Consider the following 24904-nt stretch of genomic DNA (forward strand, 5'->3'; position numbering starts at 1 on the left):
AATAACGCCGGCATCAAAGGCCGTCTTCCTGCGCGTTCACTTCCCTGCCGGAGAAGGACAGGATGGTGTTGATCAGCAGCCGGCGCATCTTCCGCTCGGTTTCTTTGTCCGGCCGGGGAATGAGGAACTGTACCTTGTAATGCACGAGGTCCTTTTTGATCTCGAGTATCTTCAGTGAAAAACTGTTTTCGGTGATATTGGTGGCGAAGGGCCGCAGTACGGTCTTCAGCTCTTTTTCCAGTTCATCCGGCGAGGACTGGTGTTTGAGGTCCAGCTCGAATTCTATCGTCAGTTTTTTGATGTTCTGTTTGCTCTGGTTCAGTACCATGGTGGAAAAGATCACGCTGTTCGGGATCAGCACGATGTCATCGTCGTCATTCTGCAACACCACGTTGATGAGCGTAATATCCAGCACCTTGCCGCGGAACTCCCCTACCCTGATCTGGTCGCCCAGGCTCAGCTGGTCGGAGAACATGATGATGAGCCCGTTGATCATATTGGTCACGTAGTCTTTGGACAGCAGGGCGAATGCCGCCGCCGCGATACTCACGCTCACGAACATATTAACAGGGTTCACGTCGAAGAGCACCATGAGGGAGATCAGCGCGACGATGGTATTAAGCACGGAGGAAATGCGGTTGAGGCCCAGCACAAAGTTGTCCCGCGTGAGCCGCTGCATACGGTTCTTTCGGAGATACCAGGATATCATCACGATCCAGCCGATGGAAATAAGCAGGTTCGCACCGAGGAAGATGGACAGTGCGTTGGATATGCGCGCCGCCAGGGCGTGGGTTTCAAACCATTTATGCTGGGTTAGGTTCACGTACATGACAGTGAGATATACCGCCAGCTTGATGATAAAAATGAGTATCTGGTTTCTGAATTTTTTCCTGTTGTAAGTTGCCTGATCTGTAACCATGATAGGCGCAAAATTAAGCATTTACCGCCAAAACTGCCGGCCGTTGGCACCCGGATTTATGCTAATATCCTCGAGGTAAATGTTAAATAACCGTCTGTTTAATCATCGGAATTCGTTTAATTTGGCGTCACGTCTACTCTTTAAACCAACGTATGAAAAGATTCCTGCTGCCGATGATGGCGCTCGTTGCCGCCATGCCGGCATTCGCGCAATTAAAACCCTCGCACAATTTCGTGTTCCCCGCTCTCGCCAAACGCTGGGACGAAGCGATGCCCCTTGGAAACGGCATGCTGGGCGCACTGGTATGGGAAAAGGCCGGTAAGCTGCGGCTTTCGCTGGACCGGGTGGATCTCTGGGACGAGCGCCCCGCGCTGGACCTGAAACAATATTCCTACAAATGGGTGGAGCAGCAGGTGCTCGCCAAACAGTACGATACCGTGCAGCGCGCCATGGACGTGCCGTATGAGGCATATCCCTGGCCCACCAAACTGCCGGGCGCCGCGCTGGAATTCAGCCTGGAAAATCTCGGCAGCGTCACCTCCAATGAACTGGATCTTGCCACCGCGCTCAATACCGTTCGTTTCGGCAATGGCGTAACAGCGCATTTTTATATTCATGCCAGCAGGCAGACGGGTTATTTTTCATTTGAAAACCTTAGCGCCGCCGCTCCCCTGCCCGAATTGATCATCCCCGGTTATAATACCGGCCGCCGGCAGGGCAATGCAAACAGTGTGGAAGGCCTTGGGCTGGAAAAACTGGGTTATCCCGCGGGCAAGGTCACCCAAACGGCCAACAGCATTCATTATCGCCAGCCTACCGGGCAGGGAAAATATTACGAAGTAAAAGTGAGCTGGAAACAGTTCCCCGGAAATAAAGTGATCGGCGAATGGACCATCAGCAACAACCAGCCCGCGCAGTTGCCGGAGCTGAACACCGCGCTGAAAGAGCCCACCGGCTGGGAAAGTCATGCCGCCTGGTGGAAAAATTTCTGGTCAAAATCTTCTGTGTCCCTGCCGGATACCCTGCTGGAAAAACAATATTACCGCGAGATGTACAAACTGGGCGCCGTGGCCCGCAAAGGCGCGCCCGCTATCAGCCTCCAGGCCGTATGGACAGCGGATAACGGCAACCTGCCTCCCTGGAAGGGCGACTTTCACAGCGACCTGAACACACAGCTCAGTTATTGGCCCGCATATACCGGCAACCATTTGCAGGAAGCGGAAACCTTTACAGATTGGCTTTGGGCCATTCGCCCGGCCAGCCGGCAAATGACAAAGGACTATTTTAAAACCGAAGGCCTCAACGTGCCCGGCGTAGCCACCATCACCGGCCAGCCCATGGGCGGCTGGATACAATATTCCCTCTCTCCTTCCACCGGCGCCTGGGTGAGCCAGCACATGTACTGGCAGTGGAAATATTCCATGGACAAAAAACTGCTGCAAACACGCGTTTATCCCTGGATACATGAATCCGCCACCTTCCTGGAGAACATTACCCGCCTGGAAAACGGTCAGCGTAAACTGCCGCTCAGCTCCAGCCCCGAGTACCACGATAACAGCATCAAAGCATGGTTTACCAGCTGGACCAATTACGATCTTTCCCTCGCGCACTTCCTGTTCGGCGCGGCCGCGGAAGTAAGCGCCGCCATGGGCAAACCCGCGGAGGCAGCACATTGGAATACTGTCCGCGGGCAGCTTCCCGCGCTGGATGCAGGCGAATATGGGCTGAACGTGGCGCCCGGAGAACCTTTAGGCGGTTCGCACCGGCATTTCTCCCAATATATGGGCATCTACCCGCTTGCGCTGCTGCACATCGGCAAAGCGAAAGATTCAGCGATCATCAAACGCAGCCTGCGCCGCATCGAAGAAAAAGGCACGCGTGCCTGGGTAGGGTATTCCTTTGCCTGGATGGCCTGCATTTACGCACGCGCCAATGAGGCGGACAGCGCGGTGAAACACCTCGGCATCTTTGCTTCCAACTTTGTATCTCAGAATAGTTTTCACCTCAATGGCGATCAGAAAGGCGGCCAATACTCCGGTTTCACCTACCGGCCCTTCACCCTGGAAGGCAACTTCGCATTTGCACAGGGCATACACGAGCTGCTTTTGCAACAGCGGGACGGTGTGCTGGAAATATTCCCGGCCGTACCGGGAAGCTGGAAAGATGTTAGTTTTACAGACCTCCGCGCGGAAGGCGCCTACCTCGTGAGCGCGGCTATGGTAAATGGTAAAGCGGTGAGCGTAAAGATACGTTCCGAAAAAGGCGGCGTGCTGCGGCTGAAGCTGCCCTTTGCCTCCGCCGCCTGGAAGGAGCAGCTGGTCATGAAGCCGGGACAGACTTTAGTATTCACCAACGAGGACAACTAAAATTCTCTGCCCTTTCAGTGCAGAGGTTTGGAATCCGGACTAAAGTCCTGCTTCGGTGCTGATCCTCAACATGAGCACCCCCAGGCTGGCGCAAAGCCGTCATTGGAGCAGCAGCGCTAAAGCGGGTGGGGCGACGAAGCAATCTCCTCCATCGAATGGATGTACTCCAATAGCTGGAGATTGCTTCGTCGCGGCTCCTGCACAACTCCCCATTGCTCCTCGCAATGACGACTTTTTCACAACGATACCCCAAACAAGGCCAGTTCTATGTTAGATTTCCCCTGCTTTCCACATTCTGTATTCCTCCCGCATACAATGTCCGCAGGGCCGGTAGCCGTTGTCTTTTGCCGATTGCTCACTGCCGAAGAACAACCTGTTTTCCCGTTTCATCTTTTTACCCGAACCGCATTGGAGCCTGCCGTAGATCTTCAGCCTGCGGTTGCCGCCAAACCTGAGCTTCCCGCTGCGTATGAGCGAGCGGAGCTCTTTGGCGGAGATATCACTGTGCGGGATCATTTGCATAAAAGGAAAAACGTCATTGTGCGTCATGAAATATAATACCCAGCGTATGCCGGTGCCCGTCTATTATTTCGCTCACCCCGTGTTTCATATTCACCCGGTAATATCCTTTGCTGCCCTGCACCGGTCTGAAGTTCGTGGTAAAGATCAGCATATCTCCCCTGCCCGGTTGCAGCACGATGGCTTTGGACTGCGCGCGCGGCCGCTGCTCCACCAGTACGAACTCCCCGCCCGTATGATCCTGCCCGGGCTGTGAAAGGAACAGCACCAGCTGGAAGGGGAAAAACACATCGCCGTAAAGGTCCTGGTGTAGGGTATTGTGCCCGCCCTGCCCGTATTGCAGGATGAGCACGGTAGGTTTATCCTGCCCGGCCGCCTTGCATTCCGCCAGCAGTTCCCCATGGGTAAGCGGGTATACGCGCGGGATGTTCAGCGCCTTCATCCAGCTGTTGGCCACCGGTGCCAGGCGCGGGTATACCTCTTCGCGGACCTGTTGTATCAGCGGGGGAAGCGGGTAACGGAAATATTTGTATTCGCCCGCGCCGAAGCGGTAACGTTCCATGGAGATCGTTTTGCGGTAAAGCGCGGCATCGCTGTAGGAAACCGTGAGCGCGGTACATTCCTGCGGTGTCAGCACGCCGGGGATGATCGCGTAACCTTTGTCGTGCAGCTCCCTGGTCACAGCTTCCCAGTCTGCCTTGCCTATATGTTCTTTCATACCTGCAAATTACCCCGCATGGCAGGCCTGCGCCACCCGGAACTTGCGGAATTATCCCGCCTGCCTCAGCCTTTGAACCGCGTATGATATGCCTTCTCCAGCGCCTCCCTGTGATCCGGGTGCGCCAGGCCGATGAGCGCCTTTGCTCTTTGTTTGAGGCTTTTGCCAAACAGGTCCGCCACGCCGTATTCCGTCACCACCCAGTGCATATGCCCGCGCGTGGTCACTACGCCCGCGCCTTCTTTGAGGAAGGGCGTAATCCGCGAAATGCCTTTGTTCGTCACGGAAGGCAGGGCGATAATTGGTTTGCCGCCCACGGAAAGTGACGCGCCGCGTATAAAGTCCATCTGCCCGCCGATGCCGGAGTATTGATAAGTGCCGATGGAGTCCGCGCACACCTGCCCGGTGAGGTCTATTTCAATGGCGCTGTTGATAGCCGCCACTTTCGGGTTTTGCCGGATCACGGAAGTATCGTTCACATAACTGATGTCCATTACGCGGATGGCGGGGTTATCGTTCACAAAATCATAGAGTTTTTGGGTGCCGGTCATAAAAGCGGTCACGGATTTGCCCTGGTTCAGTTTCTTACGGCTGTTATTGATCACGCCGCTTTCCAGCAGGGGTATTACACCGTCGCTCAGCATTTCCGTATGCAGACCAAGATCTTTGTGCCCCGTGAGGTTGCGCAGTACCTGGTCCGGGATGGTGCCGATGCCCAGTTGCAGGGTGGCCCCGTCTTCCACCAGCGAAGCCACATTCCGGCCGATCTTTTCCACGGCGGGTGATGCGCCGGATGAATAATCAACAATGGGTAGGGAGGTTTCATGCCATACCAGTGCGTGTATCCTGCTGATGTGAATGAACCCGTCTCCATGGGTGCGTGGCATCCGGGGTTTACCTGCGCCACGATGTACCGTGCGGTTTCCACCGCCGCCCGGGCAATGTCCACCGAAGTGCCGAGGGATACATATCCGTGCGCATCCGGCGGGGACACCTGGATCAATGCCACATCCAGCGGCAGGATGTTCCGGTAAAACAACTGTGGGATCTCGCTGAGGAATATGGGCACATAATCCCCTGCTTCACTGTTCACCACGCTGCGGGTAGCGGCGGATACAAAGAGGGAGTTAAAGTAAAAAGCGGAACGAAGCTCAGGCCTGTCAAAATTCACCTCGCCAAGCGAAGTAATACTCACCAGTTCCACGCCTTTCAGCGCAGCATGCCTGGCCTGCAAAGCTTCCAGGAGGTGTACGGGGGTGGCGGCGCTGCCATGGATAAATACGCGCTGGCCGGACTGGACGGGTTGTAATGCGGTGGCCGCATCGGTATAATGAACGGTACTCATGCCGGTGATTTTTTGCAAATGTACATCCCCGTTCGTTGGGCCGTACAGGTTATATTTTTAACAGCAGTGTCATTGCCTTGAAGGACAATCTTTTATCACAAAAAGACACTTTTATTCTGTTAAACAAACTTTCTTCAATATTTAAACAAACTAAACGAACAATTTTATTGAAGCCTTGTTGATTGTACGTAGAATCGATTGATTAATAGGATAGTCATACATTAACATAGACATAAGTACATATACATCCTTTTTAACACTAGACAAAAATTATCCTATGGCTGAAGTGACATTTGAGTACAAGCTAATGTTCGACAATACCTGGGTGTACAATTACGCATCGTTTATTGAAAAACATTGCTGGCAGCAACAGACCCCGGAACAGAAACACCTTGTTCTCCCTAACCTTTTCTCCGAAGGTTTTTTGAAACACTGGACGCTGGAAGAAGGATTTTCCGCTATTTACAATAGCTACATCCAGAAAGTGGATGTACGTTACCGCATCACCTCAGAAAGCGGGGAGCCTTATTATTACATTTATTTCGATCTCTCGGAATCTCCGTCCATTGCGGCATTCACGGGAAACGAAAAGGCGGAACCAGGGATCTATACGGTGTATTACGGCATGTCTAACGCTGACAGCGAATTCCTGGTGCATAATAACAGCAGGGCACATGGTTTACAAATACTGATCAAACAGGAAGCATTTGACCAATATTTTACACATTCACACGACAGTGCGGAAAACCTGGCAAAGCTCAGGGAAACGCTTAATCCTGAAAAGTTCAAAGGTCATATGCCCATGAGCTCGAAGCTGATCCTTTCGCTGATGAAGCTGCCCCGGCATGTGAACACCGAGGAACTGGATATCTATTATATCCGCGGTTACATTTACAATATCCTCTCGCAGTTCCTGGGTTCTCTGCTGAACCCCTCTCCCGCCGAACATTCCCAGCATCTTGCGGGCATCTGCCGCCTCATTGAAGTGAACGAGGAAATAGCGGACCGGCCGGAGGACGAACAGCCTTCGCTGGACGAGGCCGCGAAACGTTCCTGCATGTGCTCCACCAAATTCAAAAAACTGTTCCGGATCGCTTATAACACCACCTACCACAAGTACCACCAGCGTATCAGGCTGCTGCGCGCAAAGGAACTGTTCCAGTTCTCCAACGCCAGTATTACAACGGTGGTGCGCGAGCTGGGGTATAAGAACGCCGGTCATTTCGCCCGTTTATTCAAAGAACAGTTCAGTATATCGCCGAAAGAATACCAGCGCCAGTTTGACGCTATTGTTTAATGCATTCCTGAAAACCTTGACCGCTTATGCATCCTGTCTACCCCAACGACGTGGTCGAACTGAATATCACCTGCCGCATCGATAACGCGTGGTTATCAGAATTCGGTGAAAATCTGCGAGACGCCTTTGGTACGCATGTGAACATTCAGGATAATACGATGGAACTGCCGCCCGAAGCCGGCCAGGGCATCATCAAACATTTTCACATCCAGGAAGGGATAACGCTCATTTACCTTGCATTCACCCCTGCCTTGAACCTGCTGCTGAAAAAGGTTCCCACCGAAGCCCCGGACTATTATACCATCGGCTACGACGTAAGCCCGGCCGGGCACCAGTTTGTAGTGGGCGGTGAGCTGAGCCGGCTGGATTACCTGCGTAAATATTCCGCCTACTTCCGCACCTCCGATGCACCTATCGAAGTGCTGCTGCCTGCCAGTGAACCCGTGCAGATCGTAACGCTGATGATATCCGGCCAGCGCGTGGGCACGTTGTTCCCGCAGGAATTGCGGCATGTACTGAAGCCGCGGAATAAATCCACGCACGGGTTTTTCCAGGTGAACGAGGAGATACACGAAAGTATCCTGGACATCGGTGAGAACCTGCATAACAACAGCGCGGATTATTTTTTTGTAAGGGGCAGCGTGAACAAACTCCTGGCCCTGTCTCTCCCCATCATTGCGGGGCAGCAGCAAAGCCGCCAGAAACCGGAAGTGGAAAAACTCGTGGCCCTCGTGGAAAAACTGACGGCGGATTATTCGCTCACCGCCCCCATGCTCCGCGACGCCGCCAGGATGACGGGTGTAAGCCCCTCAAAGTTCAAGACCATTTTCAGGAAAATATACAAGACGAGTTATTACCAATACCTGCTCCAGCATAAAATGGAAAAGGCCAAAGAACTGCTCCGGGACGAGCAGCAGACCATCACATCCGTGGCGTACATGCTCGGTTATTCATCCTGTAGTCACTTTACACGGCTGTTCAGGAAAAGTTTTTCCCTTTCCCCGCAGGAATATAAAAACCAGCTGCGCAGCATGGCGTAAAAGAAAATCCATGAGTAGTAGGACATAACACAAAGCCGGCACTGATAAACAATGCCGGCTTTCGTTAATCTGTAGTTCCTACTCATCAGGGAAACCAGTCCCCATACTTTATTATCGACCTGTTACAAAGCTCGGCTTAAAGCTGTATGGCCTGTTGCAGGAAAGGACTTATTCCTGGCGCTGTTCGCTCCTTTTTTACACCCGATCGTGCCAGTAATAAAGCGGATGATGAAAAAATCAGAACAGCGGATTGTCCAAATTTGATATAAAAGGAACCCATTATGAAACATCCCATTTTTGTACTCCTGCTGCTGTGCAGCCTGCCCGTCTTTGCGCAGGACAACTGGCCCAGGCAGATGCCTGTGGCGGGCGGCGGGAAGATCATCATTTACCAGCCACAGCCGGAAAGCCTGGAGGGTGACAAAGTACACGCCCGCGCGGCGGTGTCCGTTACCCAAAACGCTTCCGCGGAACCCGTATTCGGTGTTATCTGGTGCGATGCCTGGCTGGAGACAGATAAAAATTCCCGCACCGCCGCCTTAACCAATATCAAAGTAACCGACGCAAAGTTCCCCGAAGACAAAGCCGATGACGCGCAGATCGCGAAGCTGAAAGCGCTCCTTGAAAAAGAAGTGCCCGGCTGGCATATCGTAATTTCCCTGGATGAGCTTACCACCACGCTGCAGCAGGAAGTGCAGGACAAAGACGCCCCGCTGAACAACGCCCCGCCGGACATCATATACCGCGACGGCCCCAGCCTGCTGGTAGTGCTGGATGGCAGCCCCGTGATCAAAGACGATAAACAGGTAAAAATGAAACGGGTGATGAACAGCCCTTTCCTGATCGTGGAAGACGGGAAAAAATATTATCTCTACGCCGGCAAATACTGGTACGCCTCTTCCGAAGTGCTCAGCGGCTGGACGTACGTATCCTCCCTCCCATCTAAGATCCGGCAGCTGGATGAACAGATGAAAAAACAACAGGCTTCCGCGCAGCAGGGCACCACGGATAAAGATCAGGGCTTCAGCTCCCCGCCCGCCATCATCGTGGCCACTAAACCCACGGAACTGATCCAATCCAAAGGCGCGGCCACTTATGCCGTGGTGCAGGGCACGGACCTCCTGTATTGTAATAATTCCAACGACGATATTTTCCGTGATGTGAACTCCCAGAAAGTGTATGTACTCCTGGGCGGCAGATGGTTCAGCGCCGCATCGCTGAACGGACCCTGGGAATATGTAGCCGCGGACAAGCTGCCCGCGGAGTTTGCAAAGATACCGGAAGGTTCCCCCAAAGACGGGGTGCTCAGCAGCGTGGCCGGCACCGATGCCGCAAAAGAAGCCGTGATGGATGCGCAGATACCGCAAACCGCCAAAGTGGACCGCAAAAAAGCGACCACCACCGTTACGTACGACGGCGCGCCGAAGTTTGAGCCCATAGAAGGCACCAGTCTTTCCGTGGCGGTAAACACCAGCACCACCGTATTAAAGGATGCAACGGGATATTATGCCGTGGAAAACGGCGTGTGGTTCCAGTCCGCGAACCCCACCGGCCCCTGGGCGCCCGCCACGGAGCGCCCGAAGGACGTATCGAAAATACCGCCCAGCAACCAGGCCTATAACGTGAAATACGTATACATCTACGACAGCACGCCGGAATACGTGTATATGGGTTACACGCCCGGTTATACCGGCTGTTATGTATACGGTCCCACGCTGGTGTACGGCACAGGTTATCCCTACGTTCCCTGGATCGGCACGATGTATTATCCCCGCCCTGTAACCTGGGGCTTTGGTATGCATTACAATCCCTGGACAGGTTTTAGTTTCAGTATCGGGTTCAGTACGGGCATTTTCAGCTTCGGTATGACGTTCGGCGGCTTCGGCGGATGGTGGGGGCCGGCATATTACCGCCCGCCTTACAGGCCCTTCTACGGCCCCATGTATGGCCGCGGGCCGGTGGTGATAGACAACCGGCATATCAATAACATCAACATCAATAATAACCTGTATAACCGCCAGAACAATGTAGTGACGCGTGATGTGAACAGGGGCGCCCTTGGAAACCGCGGTGGCGGCGTGCAGAACCCCAACCTGGCCAACCGGCCCGGTGCGGGCGGCGGAGGGATACAGAACCGTCCGGGCGCAGGCGGTGGTGGTGTGCGTAACCCCAACCTCACACGCGAAGCACCCAGGGCCAATGTACCCAACAATGTATTCGGCGATCGTGACGGGAACGTGTTCCAGCGGGATAACAACGGCGGCTGGAACCAGCGGCAGAACCACAGCTGGCAGCCGGCCAGCCAGAACCACCAGGCGCAGATGAACCGGGACTGGCAATCGAGGAATAGATCATTTAACCGCTCACAGACCAGCCGGCAGTTCAACCGCGGCGGCGGTGGCGGCGGAAGGTTCAGGAGATGAGCCTTCCGTGATCCGGATGACCACATTCCCGGTTTTCTGACCCGTTTCAACAAAGCGGTATGCATCCACGATGTTGTCAAAGGGATATTCCCGGTCGATAAGCGGCTTAAATTCTCCGGATTCCGCAAGCCTTTGCAGGAATAATACATCCTCCTTCCGGATCACCGGAAGGGGGAATAACACTCTTTTTTTACCGGTTATTGGGGTGGTAAGTGCAAGAAAGATATTTTCAGACCGTTTACCGAGTTCAGTAGAAATATAGATCCCCTTTTGCTTCAGCAGCGGTTTACATTCCCCGAACGAACGTTTACCCACAGCATCAAAGATGAAGTCGAAACGGTGCGCCGTTTGCGTAAAGTCCTGCGTTTGATAGTCTATAACCTCGTCCGCGCCCAGCGAACTTACGAGGGACAAGTGGGATGTGCCGGCCACGGCTACCACATAAGCGCCGAAATGTTTCAGCAGCTGCACGGCGGCTGAGCCAATGGCGCCCGTCGCGCCATAGACCATTACCTTATCTCCTTTTTTCACACCGGCCGCGCGGATATTGAACAATGCATAGTGGCTGCCTTCGGTCAGCGGGGCGGCACCGGCATAACTCATGCCGGCCGGGATCACGGCCATGGCGCCTGTCTGCGGAATGATCTTATATTCAGCGTGACTGCCAAAAGCGGCATCGTCATACCCGAAAACACGGTCGCCTGCCTTAAAAGCGGACACGGAGGCTCCTGTCTCCATCACTTCCCCGGCAAATTCACAACCCAGGACTTTATTCCGTGGAGCGAACAAACCGCTGAATAATCTTGACACAAAATATTGCGCACTTCTGAAACCGCAGTCCGTACGGTTGACGGTCGTGGCATGGACCTTTACCAATATTTCATTGTGCCGGGGAGAAGGTTTATTGATATTCCGGATAGTCACTACCTCCGGGGGGCCGTAACGGGTATAGATGGCAGCTTTCATGGTATATATTTGGAATTAACCGCTTTCACGTATACACTCCCTGTGAAAATACGGAATCATTTCCGGAAACATACGTTATCATCCTGGTAAAAAAAAACCGGGGAGTTGGTTGACACCACTCCCCGTACATTTAAACCAACTATTCCACGTTGCGTTATTATAGCGTTTATTTTTCCTTTTTGAACTCACCGTCCGTTCCGAACAGCAGGCGTTTTGAATCCTTGCCCTTGGCAATGGTCACCTCCCACTCGGCATTGATAGAATTCGGTTCTATCAGGCGTTTTACCTTATCTTTTTTCACGAGGTAACCTTTGTAGTTTTTTACGATGTACTGCATGGTATTGGTCGGTAATGCCACGTTCTTTGCCACTTCATTGGCGCGGATGAGGTTGCCGTTGCGGTCGTAAAGGGCTTCCAGCTGGATGTTGTCCCCGCTGAGGAAAAGATTGTAATATTCTTCGTCTCCCGTAGGCTGTTGAGACTCTTCAATCTCCCAGTCTTTTTTATACACCTTGGTGGGCAGTTTTACGATGTCTTTGAGGTTTGCGTTGGGGAATTTCTTTTTATAAGCATCCAGCACTTCAGGCGGCAGTTTGTCCGCTTTGATGCGTTCCGCCTTTAACAGCGTTTCTTCCTGGGCTTTAACCTGTGGGGTAAAAAATGCACCTGAGACGAGTAATGCGAAAGCGATTTGTAAGATTTTCATACGGCTAAGATTTAAGGAATTTCAGATGTTACAAATTTGCCGATACTGGCGCGGAAGGGTGATTATAAAAGGGCATTTTTTTGATCGGATCAGGCACAAAAAGAAGTTCCCTGGTAAACACCAGGGAACTGTCAGTCCACATAATAACAGTGATTAAAAGGATATAGTGAAAAATGCTTGTATTGCAGGTTCAAAGTTACCCTGAACCGCTTCAGCATCTTTTCAAAAAAGGATTATTTATTGGATCAATCGGTTGCAAATACAGGATGCCTCATTCCGCGTATTTGCTCAGTCCTTTCCCGAACCGCTCCACAACATCTTTCATTTTGTCTATCGGGATATTGATCTTCTTTACTTTATGTTTCTCCACCACGTACGTCCGGCCGGAAGTGAAGGCGGGGGCCATGGGTACGTACACCACGTTCCATCCGTTGTCTCCCTCCTCTATCAGCAGGCAGGGTTGCCAGCCGCCCTGGATATACACCACGGCGCTGGTATCGGCCGCATCGTCGCCCAGTTTTTCCTGGAACATGGTCTTGATGAAATAATACCCGGGCATGAACCGCAGTACATTGTTCTCGAGCCAGGCCTTTGTTTTGCTAACGGCCGCCACATTTGCGATGAAGCCCGCCAGCAAACAAACGATCAGGAACACCAGCGTAGTAATGGCAATCGCTATCAGGTAACCGCCGGGCCGGTTTATACCCAATGGATGCGAAAACTTCAGGACTATGCCATGCACCAGCATCCACAATTTCCCGATCAGGAACACAACCAGTATCACCGGCAGCAGCAGCAGGAAACCTTTGACGATAGCGGTGCGGATATACAGCCAGGTATTTTTCATGCGTATTTATTTACGGAGCGCCAGCACGTCTTTGTCTTTCCGCTGCCTGGCCGCCCACTGCTCCTGCGTCATTACGCACCTGAAGCCGGTATGGTTCTCGCCGGTATAAGCGTCTGTACGCATACGCGCGGAGGGGCGGTAGCTGCTGCAATAACTTTCATCGCAGAGGAAAGAGCCGCCGCGCACCACTTTTTTGGGTACGTAAGGATCGCCGGGGTCATAGCTTTTTTTAGCGCCGGTGGGATTGATGCACTGGGTGGTCTCCGCATTGGCGGTATAGGAATCGTTCCTGTACCAGTCCGCCGTCCATTCCCAAACGTTGCCGATCATATCCGACAGGCCGTATCCGTTCGGCGGGAAAGAACTGACGGGCGAAGTGCCGTAGTAGCCGTCCAGCACTTTGTTCTCGTAAGGGAAGCCGCCTTGCCAGAGATTGGCCATAAAGCGGTTGCCGGCCGTGACCTCGTCGCCCCAGGCATATTCTTTTTCAGACAGGCCGCCGCGGCAGGCGTATTCCCATTCAGCCTCAGTAGGCAGGCGTTTGCCCGCCCATTCGCAGTAAGCCACCGCATCGTACCAGCTTACCTGTACCACGGGATGATCGTCGTATTCATGGTTATTGGAGATATCCTGTGAAGGCCCCACGGGATGCCGCCAGTCCGCCCCGGGTACGTAACGCCACCACTGGCTCCAGTCGTCCAGCTTTACGGGGCCGGGCGTGGGCGTAAATACCAGTGCGCCGGCCACCAGCAGTGCGTCATCCGGTCGTGGCGTGCCGGGCGGCACCTGTTCTTTCAGCTGTTCCCATTCCGGCTTTTTTTCCGCGGTGGTCACATAACCGGTGCTGCTCACGAATTCGCGGAACTGTGCATTGGTGATCTCCGTGGCGTCTATCCAGAATCCGCCGAGCTGTACTTTGTGCGCGGGGAATTCGTCCTTTCGTGCTTTGTGGCCTACACCACCCATTTTAAAATCTCCGGCGGCCACCCAATGCATGCCCTGCGGCCAGGGTTTGGCGGGCCAGTTGCGCGTGTCCGGCGTGGCGGTGAACTTGTTCCGCCTGTTGGAAACGGGCATGGCCGTGCCATTGGACGTCTGTACTTTTTCGTAAGGAGAAGAAGGGTTGATGCATTGCATTTCATTGCCTGCATCGGTGGAAGCCTGTTTGGAGCTGTTCTGCTGGCACGCGGCGAGCAGCAGCAGGCATGCTGTTTTTAGCGAGGTTTTCATCTTGCTTGCGGATTTCCCTGTAAAGGTGAGCGATTGACGTGGAAGGACCTTGCAGATTGGGTTTGAATAATGTCACATTAGGACATTTAGCACAAAATAGATAAGCGCGCCCATCAGTGCCCAATAGCCTATGTCCGTTATACGTTCCTGTATGATCCGGTTTCTCATGTCTTAAACGGTTTTTAAAGTTGCCGAAAGCGGAAAGGTTAAAAGGTACCCGGTAGAAACCGGGATACTATTCCATACTCGCTAATGCATTATCTTTATAAAACAACCCACATTATATCCATCATTCACGAAAATGCGCTGTAAACAAGCTTCTGTATGAAATTTCCCGATACAAATCTTCATCAATACCTATGATATCTGTTTCATAAAGAGACATTTTTATGTTGTATTAAGTCGAAGTTTTATGAAATAAAAAAACGCGTGAAAGCAGCTTCCACGCGTTTCCTGTATTTCTTTAGCGGTTTGTCAGTTTTTGGAATAGAAACTTACGGTCAGGATGAATGTCGTACTTAATGGTACGCCGTTCCGCATGGCGGGTTTCCAGTCGGGCATGGCGCTTACCAGCCGGATAGCTTCCGCCTGGAATTCCGGTTCGGCAGCGGTGTCCATGACTCTTACGTCTTTTATTTTCCCCTCACCGGTGATCACAAAAGACACCCGCAGGTTTCTCCTGAAGTTTTGCACCCGTGATGCTGTCGGGTATTGTATGTTCCTGTTAAGATAACTCTGCAATGCGCCTTCACCGCCCGGAAACGAGGGCCGTGTAACAGTTTCCTGCGTGGGAACGGTTTCCGGGTTCCTGGCAGCCGTTGTCGTCATTGAATCGAGACGAATGACCGTGGGCGCTATATAAGTACCGGCGGCTTTTTCGATATCAGCCGGGGTATAACCCGCAAATACGGGCTGCGGCCAGCTCTGCATGTATTCCCCTTCCGGCGTGCATTCATAAAATTCAAAGAAAAGGTTGTAATTGGAGGAATACACCCCCAGTACGCCGTCCATGAAATAATAGTCACCACCGCCCGGGTCGCTTACGGTCACTACTTTATTGCCTTTCAGCTGGCCGCGGATCACTTCCTGTGGTTTTTCGTGGTTGCGCACCGACTTGTTTTTTTCCGAACCATAGAGCCTCATTTCAATATCGTTGCCGGTAAGGGTAACAATATAATACCACATGGTGGTAGTGTCCCGGAATTTTTTAACGCCGTAGGTAAAACCCGCCGGGTAACGAGGGTTGATCTTTCCGCCGGTTGTTTTCCGGGTAAACTGGTACATGGCGTATTCCGTCAGTTCTTCCGCTTCCGCGGGTGATACAAAGTTGGAGAGATACATGCGTTCGGCTTCCCTGCTCCCATTCAACCGGAAAGTAGCGTCCAGCATCGCGGCGAAAGCTTTCGGGTCTTTACCGGCCTGTTCCAGCGTTTGCTCCAGGTTGAGGTCTTTCCCCGGCTCCTGTAGCAGGATCGCCAGCTTTTCCCTGGTTTCGGGGGTTTGCCGCACTTTGAGCATGCCCCGGGAAAATCTCGACATTAAAGCGGGTTTGGGCTGCAGCGGCTGGGCCTGGGCATGGATGGCGGCCAATATGGAGAACAAGAGCAGTATCTGCTTCATAGATATAAGAATTCAGCGCTAAACTAAGGAAAAAAACAAAAAGGGCCGGCCTGAACGATCAGGCCGGCCCGGAATGTAATGGGTTGTAATCATTACTTCAGCGAATTCATATCGATCACGAAGCGGTAACGTACGTCGCCTTTCAGCATTCTTTCATACGCCTCGTTCACATAACTGATGTCGATCACTTCCACATCGCTCACGATGTTATGCTCCGCACAGTAATCCAGCATTTCCTGTGTTTCAGGGATGCCGCCGATCATGGAGCCGGCAATGCTCCTGCGGTTGCCGATCAGGCTGAAGCCGTACAGTTCAAGCGGTGTGGGGGGTACGCCTACGCAGATCTGGATACCGTTTGTACGCAACATACCCTGTACCATGTTGTAATCATGCGGGGCAGATACGGTGTCGATGATAAAATCGAAGGTGTTGCTGACGCTTTTTACCTGTTCCGGATCAGAGGTGAGTACAAATTTATGCGCGCCAAGCGCTTTCGCGTCGGTTTCTTTTTTGGGAGAAGTGCTCAGCATGGTCACTTCCGCGCCAAAAGACGCGGCGAACTTCACCGCCATATGGCCCAGCCCGCCAAGACCGATCACGGCTACTTTATGCCCCTTGCCTACTTTCCAGTGGCGCAGCGGGGAGTAAGTGGTGATGCCTGCGCAGAGCAGCGGCGCTACATTGGCGAGCGGCAGCTTGTCGGACACTTTCAGCACATACTTTTCGTCTGTTACGATCATGCTGGAATATCCGCCCTGGGTCACTGTTTTTTTATCCTGTTCGTAGGAATTATACGTGCCTGAAGAACCATTTTCACAGTATTGCTCCTGCCCGTCCTTACAGTTGTCGCAATGGCGGCAGCTGTCTACCAGGCATCCTACGGCGGCAAGGTCACCGACTTTGAACTTCGTAACCTTATCGCCCACTTTGGTCACCCTGCCCACGATCTCGTGGCCGGGCACCATGGGGTAAATGGAATTGCCCCATTCGTCGCGGATCTGGTGAAGATCGCTGTGGCAAACGCCGCAGAAAAGGATATCAAACTGTACGTCAAACGGCCCGGGGTCCCTTCTTTCGAAGGTCCAGGGAGCCACCGGTGCGGTGGGGTTCTGAGCGGCATATGCTTTTACGCTGGTCATACGCAATATTTAAGAAATTAACAAAGCGGTAAAATTATCCGTGAATCTTATATAAATTTTGAAGTAACTATTTATTCATCTTCGAACATCAGCGGGGCGTTTTCTACCGCCGGTTTTTTACGGCGTTTGTCCAGCGTGTAATAAAAGAACAGCCGGATGGTGTGGTTCCTGTTGTAACTCTGCCCGCCCGCATTCTGCTGGAACACCAGCATGTACCCGCAATCGTAGCTCCATCCTTTACCGATATTCTGGCGGATGCCGCCAAAAAGCCTCACCTGGTCAAAGGTATTATAGACGATCGATTTCCCGAACTGTATGAGCACTTCATTGGCAAAACTCAACTGCGGTACCCGGGGTTTGCTGCTCAGCGGCACCCCGATGCTGATCAGGTAACGCAGCCTGTCCGAAAAGGCAAATTTGCCGGTGCTCTGGTCGTTCTCTATCACTTCCCGCCAGCGGTGCTCGTTGCGGAAGCGGTTCAGTATGCCCACTTTCCCGATGGCGGAACTGTAGATCACCTGCTCGTAGAGGCGGTTCTCGTCCGCGAATGTGCTCCAGCCCTCGCGGGTGGGCGCCAGCCACATATGCGCGTAACCCGCTACCAGCGAGAGATTGTCCGTCACCCAATAACTCGCTCCGCCCCTCACGAAATAAAAGCTCGGGTCCGCAAGGTAGTTGTTGCGCCGCACATGTACATCGGCAATGCTTCCCCAGCGGTCGCTCAAACGCATGGTGCTGTTTACGGACACCCATACCTGCTGCTGGTCATTGACCTGCTTTTGAGCGGCCACCCGCAGGCAGCAAATCAATAAAGGAATGAATAAACAATAACGCATAAGCGGAATTCCGGCCACTGGATTAACAACTATAGGGGGTAAATGGTTGTGGCGATCCTTCCACAATAACTATTTCAGTTTGATGATGAGGGTCTTGTTTTCCCCGTTCACTTCAAAGGCCGCTTCCTTAAAATCAGCCGGCCGCATAGCAGGCGTTACGTTGTTGGAGAAGCCGTATTTTTCTTTGGGTTTGCCTACGACGGAAAGGTCCAGGTCTTCGTTCCCGTTCTCGTCCAGGAAAGTGGAAATGGCGTAGGTGCCGCTGGGCACTTTGTCAAAATCCACGGTGATCTCGCTCTGGTCCTTTACCGGCACAATCTTTACCAGCGCCGTTTTCCGTGGTTTCATAAAAGTCTCCTGGTCCGTATACCAGCCGATATACAGTTTGCCTGCTTTATTATCCAGGTTAGTGACTTTTATTTTGTATTGAGCCTGCGCAAAGGCGGATGAGGCTGTGAAAAATAAACAGGCAAAGCTGAGGGTAAAGAGTTTCCGGGTCATGGTTTCTTTTATGGATATACGTCGAAAATATTGTACCAGTTTGTATGGTCTGCGTTTTGTGGGAGGTTCTGTAACTAAAAACCCATTTTATGGCAAAGTATTCAGAAAAAGCGGGTGACAAGGTGGAGCGCGCGATGCATGAAATGAAGGAAGGAAAGTTGAAGATGGGCCGGAGCGGCAAAAAAGTGACCAGCCGTAAACAGGCGATCGCCATCGGCCTCAGCGAAGCCCGTGAAGAAGGCGCCAAGGTGCCCAAAAAAGCGGCTGCCCGGAAAGGAGGTGCTAAAAAGGCGGCGGCAAAAGGAGGAACCAGGAAAAAGACTGCTGGTAAAAAAGCCGCTACCCGCAAAGGCGCCGCAAAAAAAGCGGCCACAAAAGGCAGAACAAGAACAACAGCATTAAAGGCCGCTACCAAAAGCGCCACCCGTAAAACCGCTACCAAAAAAGCAGGTGCTAAAAAGTCAACAGCCAAACGCGCTACGCGTAAAAGAGCGGCACATGCCTGATAAGCCGCCAGGCGATCCATTGCCGGAATACGGCTTATGCCCGGAAATCATCTCCGGCAGTAAAATATACCGCCGCGTACCGCTGAGCAATGTCTGATATCCCGGGCGGCTGTAACGCCCGCCCGGGATATTGACTGTAAAAGGTATCATCCCTTCGGGATAAAACAGATCAGCGGAATGGTGACGATAAACAGGTATACAAACCAGTGATAGGTCTTATCATCATCCTTCGGCGACTTGTACAGCCACAGCCGCAGCGCCACCCACCAATGCCAGAGCACCTCCCCGATCACGATACCGGTGAGCAGTTTGTTGCTGAAGATCTCCTGCACGCCCGTCTGCGTCAGCAAAATGCAGAAATATACCAGCGGTGAGAACAGGAAAAAGTAAACGCTCAGCAGTATTCTCGCAGTGGTGTCACCCACGGCAAGCGGCAGCGTTTTACGGCCCATAATGGCATCGCCCACCTGGTCGCGCATATCCTGCAAAGGCAGGCCCAGACCGGCCCACAGGCTGATCACGATAATGTAGGCCCATACATTCCCGTTCACCGGTTCCACGATATTCCATTCCGCCGCCAGCAGGGTGACCGTACCCAGCGAAATACACACCACGTTTTTGGTGAACCAGTGATTGCTGAAACCCCATTTGCACAGCATCTGCGTGACGATCATCCAGGCGATGGCCAGCCAGAGCAATTGCAGGCATACCGCCACGATGAGGAACAGGATGCTGTATACCACAAACCGTTTCCTGGTTTCGGCTTCCGTCACCAAACCCTGTACCAGCGGCCTGTCTGGCTTGTTGATGCGGTCCTCTTCGATAGAGTTCACCTGGTTGGCGATGCAGAAGGTGAGGATGTACAGGATGGTGTAAAGCAGGGAAAAGACGAAATACAGCGGGAAATCGTCTACCGGTTTGTTGTGGTAAACCCAGGCGCTGGTGAAGGTGATGAGGCAGGGGATCACCGTATCCCAGATGTCGTTGTTGATGAAGCGCCAAATGATGTAGAGCTCCCTTACAGAAGCGGTTACTGCCGATTTACATAGGTAGATCATAAAACTGTTAACTCAGGTGGAGAATAAAAGACTGTCCTCCTCTAAAATTAATCAATTTTAGCAGCAAAAGGGGGTGATTATTGCGCGGGTTGGGCTTATCCGGCTACCTGTTTAAAACGGGCGGGCAGGTATTTTTCCAGCAGTTTGTGAAGATCGGCGTAGAGGAAGGGTTTCACGAGATAGTCATTTGCACCGGCCTGTATCATTTCTTCGCGTGCTTCGTTGAAAGCGTCTCCGGACGCGATGATCACGGGTATATGCCGGAACGCTGGCATGGCGCGCACGCGGGTGAGTACGTCTTTGCCCTGTATACCGGGCAGGTGGGAATCTGTTATCACCAGGTCCGGATGAGTGCCTTCCAGCAGCGTGAGGCCTTCTTCCCCACTGTCTGCCAGGATCGTTTCCGCACCTGCTTCCGACAGGAATTTGCGGATCACATGGCCGCTGAACAGGTCGTCTTCGATGATGAGCACTTTATAACCGCTGAACTCTCCGGCTCTCGGCATAATGCTGCCGGTCTCGGTAAGCTGCGCCACGGCTGGCTTCAGCGGGATGTGGAACCTGAACTGGATCTGCTCTCCCTTGTTTTCCACGACGATCTTGCCGCCCAGCAGCTCCACGAGGTGCCGGGTGATCTGCAACCCAAGGCCGGTGCCTTCCACCTGGCTGTTGCGCTCCGCCTCAAAAGGCTGGAACACTTTGTCCAGCTGCTCGGCCCGCAGATGCCCTTCGTTTTTCACATAACAGTACAGCTGTTGGTCTTTCTGCTGGAAACGCACTTCCACGCTGGATCCGGGCGTGGCGAACTTCACGGCGTTGCTCAGCAGGTTGTTGATGATCTTGGTGATGAAAATATGATCGGTCTGGATGTATTCGGGAATAGTAGGGTCTATGGCCAATTGTATGCGCACCTTGCGGGTGGCGGCCACATACCGGTTGAGGGCCACGCAGCTTTCCACGCTTTCCCGCAGGCTGATGCCTTCCAGTACCGGCTCACCGTATTTGCCTGATTCGATCTTCGCCATGTCCAGCACATTGTTGATGATCTCACGGGAAAGGAAACTGGCGGCGTAGAGATAATTGATGTCCTGCTGCAGCTCCGGATCGTCTATCTGCTGTTTGCGGCTATGCAGCAGTTGCGCGATGCCGAACACGGCGTTCAGCGGGGTCCTGATCTCATGGCTGGTTTCGCGGAGGAACTTGGATTTGGCGGCGTTTGCTTCCTTCAGGGCGCTCAGCAACTGCTGGTTTTCTTTCAGGAACATATCATTCTGCCGGATGATAAAAAACGTTACGTAAGCCATCAGCGCAAGCATACCTATCCAGCAGCCCATCTTCACGATCGGTACGATGCCGGGCACCATGTACATGGGTTGTACTATGTTAAAATAGTCATTGGCCTGAACGGCTACGATCAGGAAAATGGCGCAGGCCATGGAGATCAGCCTTACTTTCAGGTTCTTGAATACGAGGAACGAAGCCCCGATCAGGAAGGTGAACAGGAATGCGGTGATCAGTTCGATAGGCATCGCATTGCCCAGGATGGAGCCGAAATATATACCAAAAGTGCAGTGGATCAGTAATGTGGCCACGCTGGCGGCGTTGTGACGGCGGTAATGGTTGAGGGTGATTACGCCGGCAAAGCAGCACATCTCCAGGATGGAGGGGATCAGTATCAGCAGGCTGTGGGTGTACCAGTAAAGGAACGCACTAACGAGGCCCACCATAAAGGCGGTCAATAAAGATAGCGTGTTGATGATAACGATGGAACGCCTCGCCCTGGAATCTCCCACTTCTGCTGTACCTGCGTTCAGTATCCTTTGTATAAGTTTTTTCATCTTGAGCCGGTTATTCGGGATTGCGGTTTTCACGTCTGGAATACGGGTTACTGGAATCTGGTCCTTTTTGTCAAGCTAATAAAACAGTTGTAGTGGCAATCCGTTACAAGATACGAAACAGGGTTAAAATCATGAAATTAATATCAGAACCGCCCTTCCCCACCCCGGAAATACTATTTTACCCCGGATCAACTCCGCCTCAAGTCCGCATCATCTCCGCTTATCCTTCGACTATCCTTTACTTTCCGCTTATCTTCCCTTCAAACGTGCGATAAGGTAATATTACATCATGAATGAATATTGTTATACCGTAACTAATTAAATATCAATAAATAATGCTTTGTTCTGTTGGCGCGTAAAAATGGATTATTGCATTATTAACAGGTTATTTATCCCAGCCCTCTTTAAAACCTGCCTATTCATTTCCGGAGCAAGCCCTGTTTTAGATCCTTAAAAAAATCCTTTCCCTCTTATGGAATTTTCACCGGGCGTACATCCTTCCCCAAACCGGTATGTATGATCCGACTTTTATTCCTGTCCCTCTTTTTACCCTCCTGCCTTTTTGCCCAGGAATCCAAAGACTACCTTGCCCTGATCCGTGAAGACGCCGCCGTCCATCCCGCTGTGGATTCGGCAAGAGACATGCGGCTGGCCACCCTCCGGCTTTTTAAAAGACATAGCCTCTACTCCGAAGTAAAAGCCGTGCGTATCCGCAACGGCAAACTGGAATTTGTGCGCAACGAGATGCTGCGCCTCACCCTGGGGGGCACCTACAGCGCCGGTTATACCTTCAAACGCGCCGGTGCTTTACCAACCCTCCAGCAGGATTATGCACAAGGCCGCGGCGGACCGGGCGGGCTCACCTGGCGCGGTGCGGAGACCGGCGAGATGTTCAGCTACGGCCCTGCCCTTTCATCGCTCGAATATGATGGAAGTGTCTATCCCTATGATGCGGACGGACGGCTGGTGCCCTCCGGCTCAGGCAACGGCAGACCCGCCAAAGCGTATGGCAACAACCTGCTGCGCAACGGCTCGTTGTTCAACCAGTCCTTCAGCCTCAGCGGCGATCTGAACTCCGTGACCGGGAACATCCTGACCTTCAACGTACGGCTGGGCCACAGCAACGAACAGCTGATCCTGCCGGAAAACCGCAACACCAGCAGGCAGCTGGACGTCAAACTGAACGCGCACATCCGGAGACTGGAGCTGCGCACGGCTTACCTGCTGCACGAAGACAATTTTACCAATTCCTCCCGGAACGGTTTCCTGCAAAGGGTATACAGGAACGCCCTGCTCACCCCCGCCAGCTTTGACAATAACTATGGCAGCATGGCACCCGCTTATGGCGGCAATGCGGACAATCCCCGTTTCCTGCTGGAAAACAACGGGCATTATTTCCGCCGCCAGCAGCAGGGCACGCTGGGATTGCTGCTGCGCACGGGCAGTTTTAACCTCAAAGCGGTACAGTCCTACGAAGACGTCAACGAAAAAGCCAATGAGAGTTACATGCCCGGCACGGCAGGTTTTCCCGCCGGGGCCATTACGCTCCGCGATAAACACGACAGGGCTTATTTCCTGCAAACGGAAGCGAGGTATTACCTACCGCGCAACAACTCTGATTTTAACATGGAAGCCAGCGCCACGTATGTATTTACGGACAACCACAGCACAACAGGCTACCGCCTTGCCGCCATGGAATATGATTACCGGCGCAGTGCGGGAAACCTCACGCTGCAATACGACATCAAATACAACGACGGCAATAAAATACGCGCGGGCCTTGAGTTAGGCGCGTTTTCCTATTTCTCCAATACCACGAAGGACAACAACCTGTTCACCCCTATGCTGAACGGGTATTTTATTTTCAACGACTACAACGAAAGCCGCCTGGAGCTGAAAGCAAACCTCTCCTACCGCCAGACCGCCACGGAACTGCCGGTGAACAATTCCCTCGCGTATGCAAACCTCCTGCGGTATCCCGTGGAGCAGGTCAACCGTTATCTTCCCAATACCGAAGTGGATGGATTTGACGGGCTGAACCTCACCAAAATACGCTCCTGGAGCGCGGGCGCTTCGGTTATGTATAAAAATTACGTACGGTTCACCGCTGACATATTCCGCCAGCAGACCCTGCATGACGTATTCCCCCTGGCGGTGGGCGACCGGCTGGAGCTAAGGAATGCCGGCAGCCATCTCCGCAAAGGCATAGAACTGGAGCTGGAAAAAATGAGTTCGTACCGGAACAATGCATTTAACACCAGTTTCTCCGCTTCCTTCACCACCTGGAAACATACGGTCACGGCCGTTGAAAACGGGTATGACTACACGCCGCTGGCGGGGTTCAGCGATGTGTACAAGGTGATGGCCAAAGACCAGCCATTTGGCGCCATCATGGGCAGCGCCTGGCTGCGCGATGGCTCCGGCCGCGTGGTGATAGACACTGATGGTTTCCCTACGGTGGCTCCCGGGCCGAAAATAATCGGCAATCCCATCCCCGACTTTATCGTCAAACTTGAGGATCATTTCAGTTATAAGAAGATCAGCCTGCGCAGCACCTTCGAATGGCGTAAAGGCGGTGATGTGTGGAACGGCACCGCCGCTGTACTGGATTATTATGGGCGCTCCGCCCAAACAGGCGAACAACGGAATACCAGCGGCTACATTTTCCCCGGCGTGACGGCGGACGGGCATCCGAACACAATCCCGGTAGAATTCTACAACCCGCTGCGGCCGCTGGATCAGAACCGCTGGGTACGTTACGGCTTTGGCGGCGTGGCGGAAGATTATATCGAAAAAGGCGATTGTATCCGGTTGCGGACCGCGGAACTGTCCTACTACTGGAACCTGAAAAAGATCATCAGGAAAATAACACTCAGCGCGTCTGTGGGCAATATCATCCTCTGGAAAACATATTCAGGCTCCGATCCGGACCTCCTGCTGTTCGACCAGCCGAATACCGCCGGGCTGGACTTCTTCCAGCTGCCTTCTCTTCAAACCTATGGTATGCATCTTTCCCTTCAATTCTGAACT

Annotated in this window: 21 protein-coding genes; 6 read left to right on the plus strand and 15 right to left on the minus strand. The window is 52.8% G+C overall.

All coding sequences use genetic code 11. The features are described 5' to 3' along the window. Positions 1–13: 13 nt before the first annotated feature. The gene (locus EG028_RS18895; RefSeq protein ID WP_162946366.1) at positions 14–919 is read right to left on the minus strand and encodes a mechanosensitive ion channel family protein; all 906 of its coding nucleotides are present in this window, start codon (positions 917–919) and stop codon (positions 14–16) included. 152 nt (positions 920–1071) lie between these two features. On the opposite strand from EG028_RS18895, the gene EG028_RS18900 reads away from it, so the two are divergent. Then, positions 1072–3285: a glycosyl hydrolase family 95 catalytic domain-containing protein gene (locus EG028_RS18900; RefSeq protein ID WP_120515893.1), complete on the plus strand. Its 2214-nt coding sequence runs from the start codon at positions 1072–1074 to the stop codon at positions 3283–3285. Between the two features lie 270 nt (positions 3286–3555). Here the strand turns inward: EG028_RS18900 and EG028_RS18905 are convergent, their stop codons facing one another. From EG028_RS18905 to EG028_RS27940, 4 genes are all read right to left on the minus strand, one after another. After that, positions 3556–3801, minus strand: a complete 246-nt coding sequence (locus EG028_RS18905; RefSeq protein ID WP_120516025.1) for an Ada metal-binding domain-containing protein — start codon at positions 3799–3801, stop codon at positions 3556–3558. Between the two features lie 19 nt (positions 3802–3820). After that, complete coding sequence (locus EG028_RS18910; protein ID WP_120515894.1) at positions 3821–4522, minus strand: 2OG-Fe(II) oxygenase; 702 nt, start codon at positions 4520–4522, stop codon at positions 3821–3823. A 65-nt stretch (positions 4523–4587) separates the two neighbouring features. Further along, positions 4588–5166, minus strand: a complete 579-nt coding sequence (locus tag EG028_RS27935; RefSeq protein WP_317127241.1) for an acetyl-CoA hydrolase/transferase family protein — start codon at positions 5164–5166, stop codon at positions 4588–4590. After that, positions 5160–5867, minus strand: a complete 708-nt coding sequence (locus tag EG028_RS27940) for a hypothetical protein (protein WP_241559082.1) — start codon at positions 5865–5867, stop codon at positions 5160–5162. Before EG028_RS27940 ends, EG028_RS27935 begins: the two co-directional genes overlap by 7 nt. 277 nt (positions 5868–6144) lie before the next feature. Here EG028_RS27940 and EG028_RS18920 point away from each other — a divergent pair, with 277 nt between their 5' ends. The 3 genes from EG028_RS18920 (at position 6145) to EG028_RS18930 (ending at position 10627) form a co-directional block, all read left to right on the plus strand. Continuing rightward, positions 6145–7164, plus strand: a complete 1020-nt coding sequence (locus EG028_RS18920; protein WP_120515895.1) for a helix-turn-helix domain-containing protein — start codon at positions 6145–6147, stop codon at positions 7162–7164. Between the two features lie 26 nt (positions 7165–7190). Then, the gene (locus EG028_RS18925; RefSeq protein WP_120515896.1) at positions 7191–8204 is read left to right on the plus strand and encodes a helix-turn-helix domain-containing protein; all 1014 of its coding nucleotides are present in this window, start codon (positions 7191–7193) and stop codon (positions 8202–8204) included. A gap of 281 nt (positions 8205–8485) precedes the next feature. Then, the gene (locus tag EG028_RS18930) at positions 8486–10627 is read left to right on the plus strand and encodes a carbohydrate-binding family V/XII (RefSeq protein WP_120515897.1); all 2142 of its coding nucleotides are present in this window, start codon (positions 8486–8488) and stop codon (positions 10625–10627) included. On the opposite strand, the gene EG028_RS18935 is transcribed toward EG028_RS18930, so the two are convergent. The 8 genes from EG028_RS18935 to EG028_RS18970 all read right to left on the minus strand — a co-directional run bounded on the left by EG028_RS18935 (position 10568) and on the right by EG028_RS18970 (position 18472). After that, positions 10568–11593 carry an NAD(P)-dependent alcohol dehydrogenase gene (locus EG028_RS18935; protein ID WP_120515898.1) on the minus strand — a complete coding sequence of 342 codons (1026 nt, stop codon included), beginning with the start codon at positions 11591–11593 and terminating at the stop codon, positions 10568–10570. The genes EG028_RS18930 and EG028_RS18935 overlap by 60 nt on opposite strands. A 166-nt stretch (positions 11594–11759) precedes the next feature. Further along, complete coding sequence (locus EG028_RS18940) at positions 11760–12299, minus strand: hypothetical protein (RefSeq protein ID WP_120515899.1); 540 nt, start codon at positions 12297–12299, stop codon at positions 11760–11762. 271 nt (positions 12300–12570) lie between these two features. Next, a complete protein-coding gene (locus EG028_RS18945; RefSeq protein ID WP_120515900.1) occupies positions 12571–13146 on the minus strand; it encodes a DUF502 domain-containing protein in 576 nt (191 codons plus the stop codon). 6 nt (positions 13147–13152) lie between these two features. Beyond that, entirely contained in the window at positions 13153–14376 is a 1224-nt protein-coding gene (locus tag EG028_RS18950) for a formylglycine-generating enzyme family protein (RefSeq protein WP_206614411.1), read from the minus strand. A 474-nt stretch (positions 14377–14850) separates the two neighbouring features. Next, complete coding sequence (locus EG028_RS18955; RefSeq protein ID WP_120515901.1) at positions 14851–15996, minus strand: energy transducer TonB; 1146 nt, start codon at positions 15994–15996, stop codon at positions 14851–14853. Between the two features lie 92 nt (positions 15997–16088). After that, entirely contained in the window at positions 16089–17135 is a 1047-nt protein-coding gene (locus tag EG028_RS18960; RefSeq protein WP_120515902.1) for an NAD(P)-dependent alcohol dehydrogenase, read from the minus strand. 71 nt (positions 17136–17206) lie between these two features. Continuing rightward, on the minus strand, positions 17207–17971 hold the full coding sequence (locus tag EG028_RS18965; protein WP_120515903.1) for a DUF2490 domain-containing protein: 765 nt from the start codon (positions 17969–17971) through the stop codon (positions 17207–17209). Between the two features lie 69 nt (positions 17972–18040). After that, a complete protein-coding gene (locus EG028_RS18970; protein WP_120515904.1) occupies positions 18041–18472 on the minus strand; it encodes a DUF2141 domain-containing protein in 432 nt (143 codons plus the stop codon). A gap of 89 nt (positions 18473–18561) precedes the next feature. Here EG028_RS18970 and EG028_RS18975 point away from each other — a divergent pair, with 89 nt between their 5' ends. Then, positions 18562–18978 (plus strand): DUF6496 domain-containing protein, encoded by a 417-nt coding sequence (locus EG028_RS18975; protein WP_120515905.1) that lies wholly within the window; start codon positions 18562–18564, stop codon positions 18976–18978. Positions 18979–19124: 146 nt separating this feature from the next. Here EG028_RS18975 and EG028_RS18980 read toward each other — a convergent pair whose 3' ends face one another. Then, positions 19125–20036 (minus strand): UbiA family prenyltransferase, encoded by a 912-nt coding sequence (locus EG028_RS18980; protein ID WP_120515906.1) that lies wholly within the window; start codon positions 20034–20036, stop codon positions 19125–19127. Positions 20037–20131: 95 nt separating this feature from the next. Further along, positions 20132–21874 carry a response regulator gene (locus EG028_RS18985; RefSeq protein ID WP_123864717.1) on the minus strand — a complete coding sequence of 581 codons (1743 nt, stop codon included), beginning with the start codon at positions 21872–21874 and terminating at the stop codon, positions 20132–20134. A 516-nt stretch (positions 21875–22390) separates the two neighbouring features. Here EG028_RS18985 and EG028_RS18990 point away from each other — a divergent pair. Further along, a complete protein-coding gene (locus tag EG028_RS18990) occupies positions 22391–24901 on the plus strand; it encodes a TonB-dependent receptor (protein WP_120515908.1) in 2511 nt (836 codons plus the stop codon). Positions 24902–24904 lie beyond the last annotated feature (3 nt).

Origin of the sequence: Chitinophaga barathri (assembly GCF_003807585.1) — a bacterium.
GTDB classification, from domain to species: domain Bacteria; phylum Bacteroidota; class Bacteroidia; order Chitinophagales; family Chitinophagaceae; genus Chitinophaga; species Chitinophaga barathri.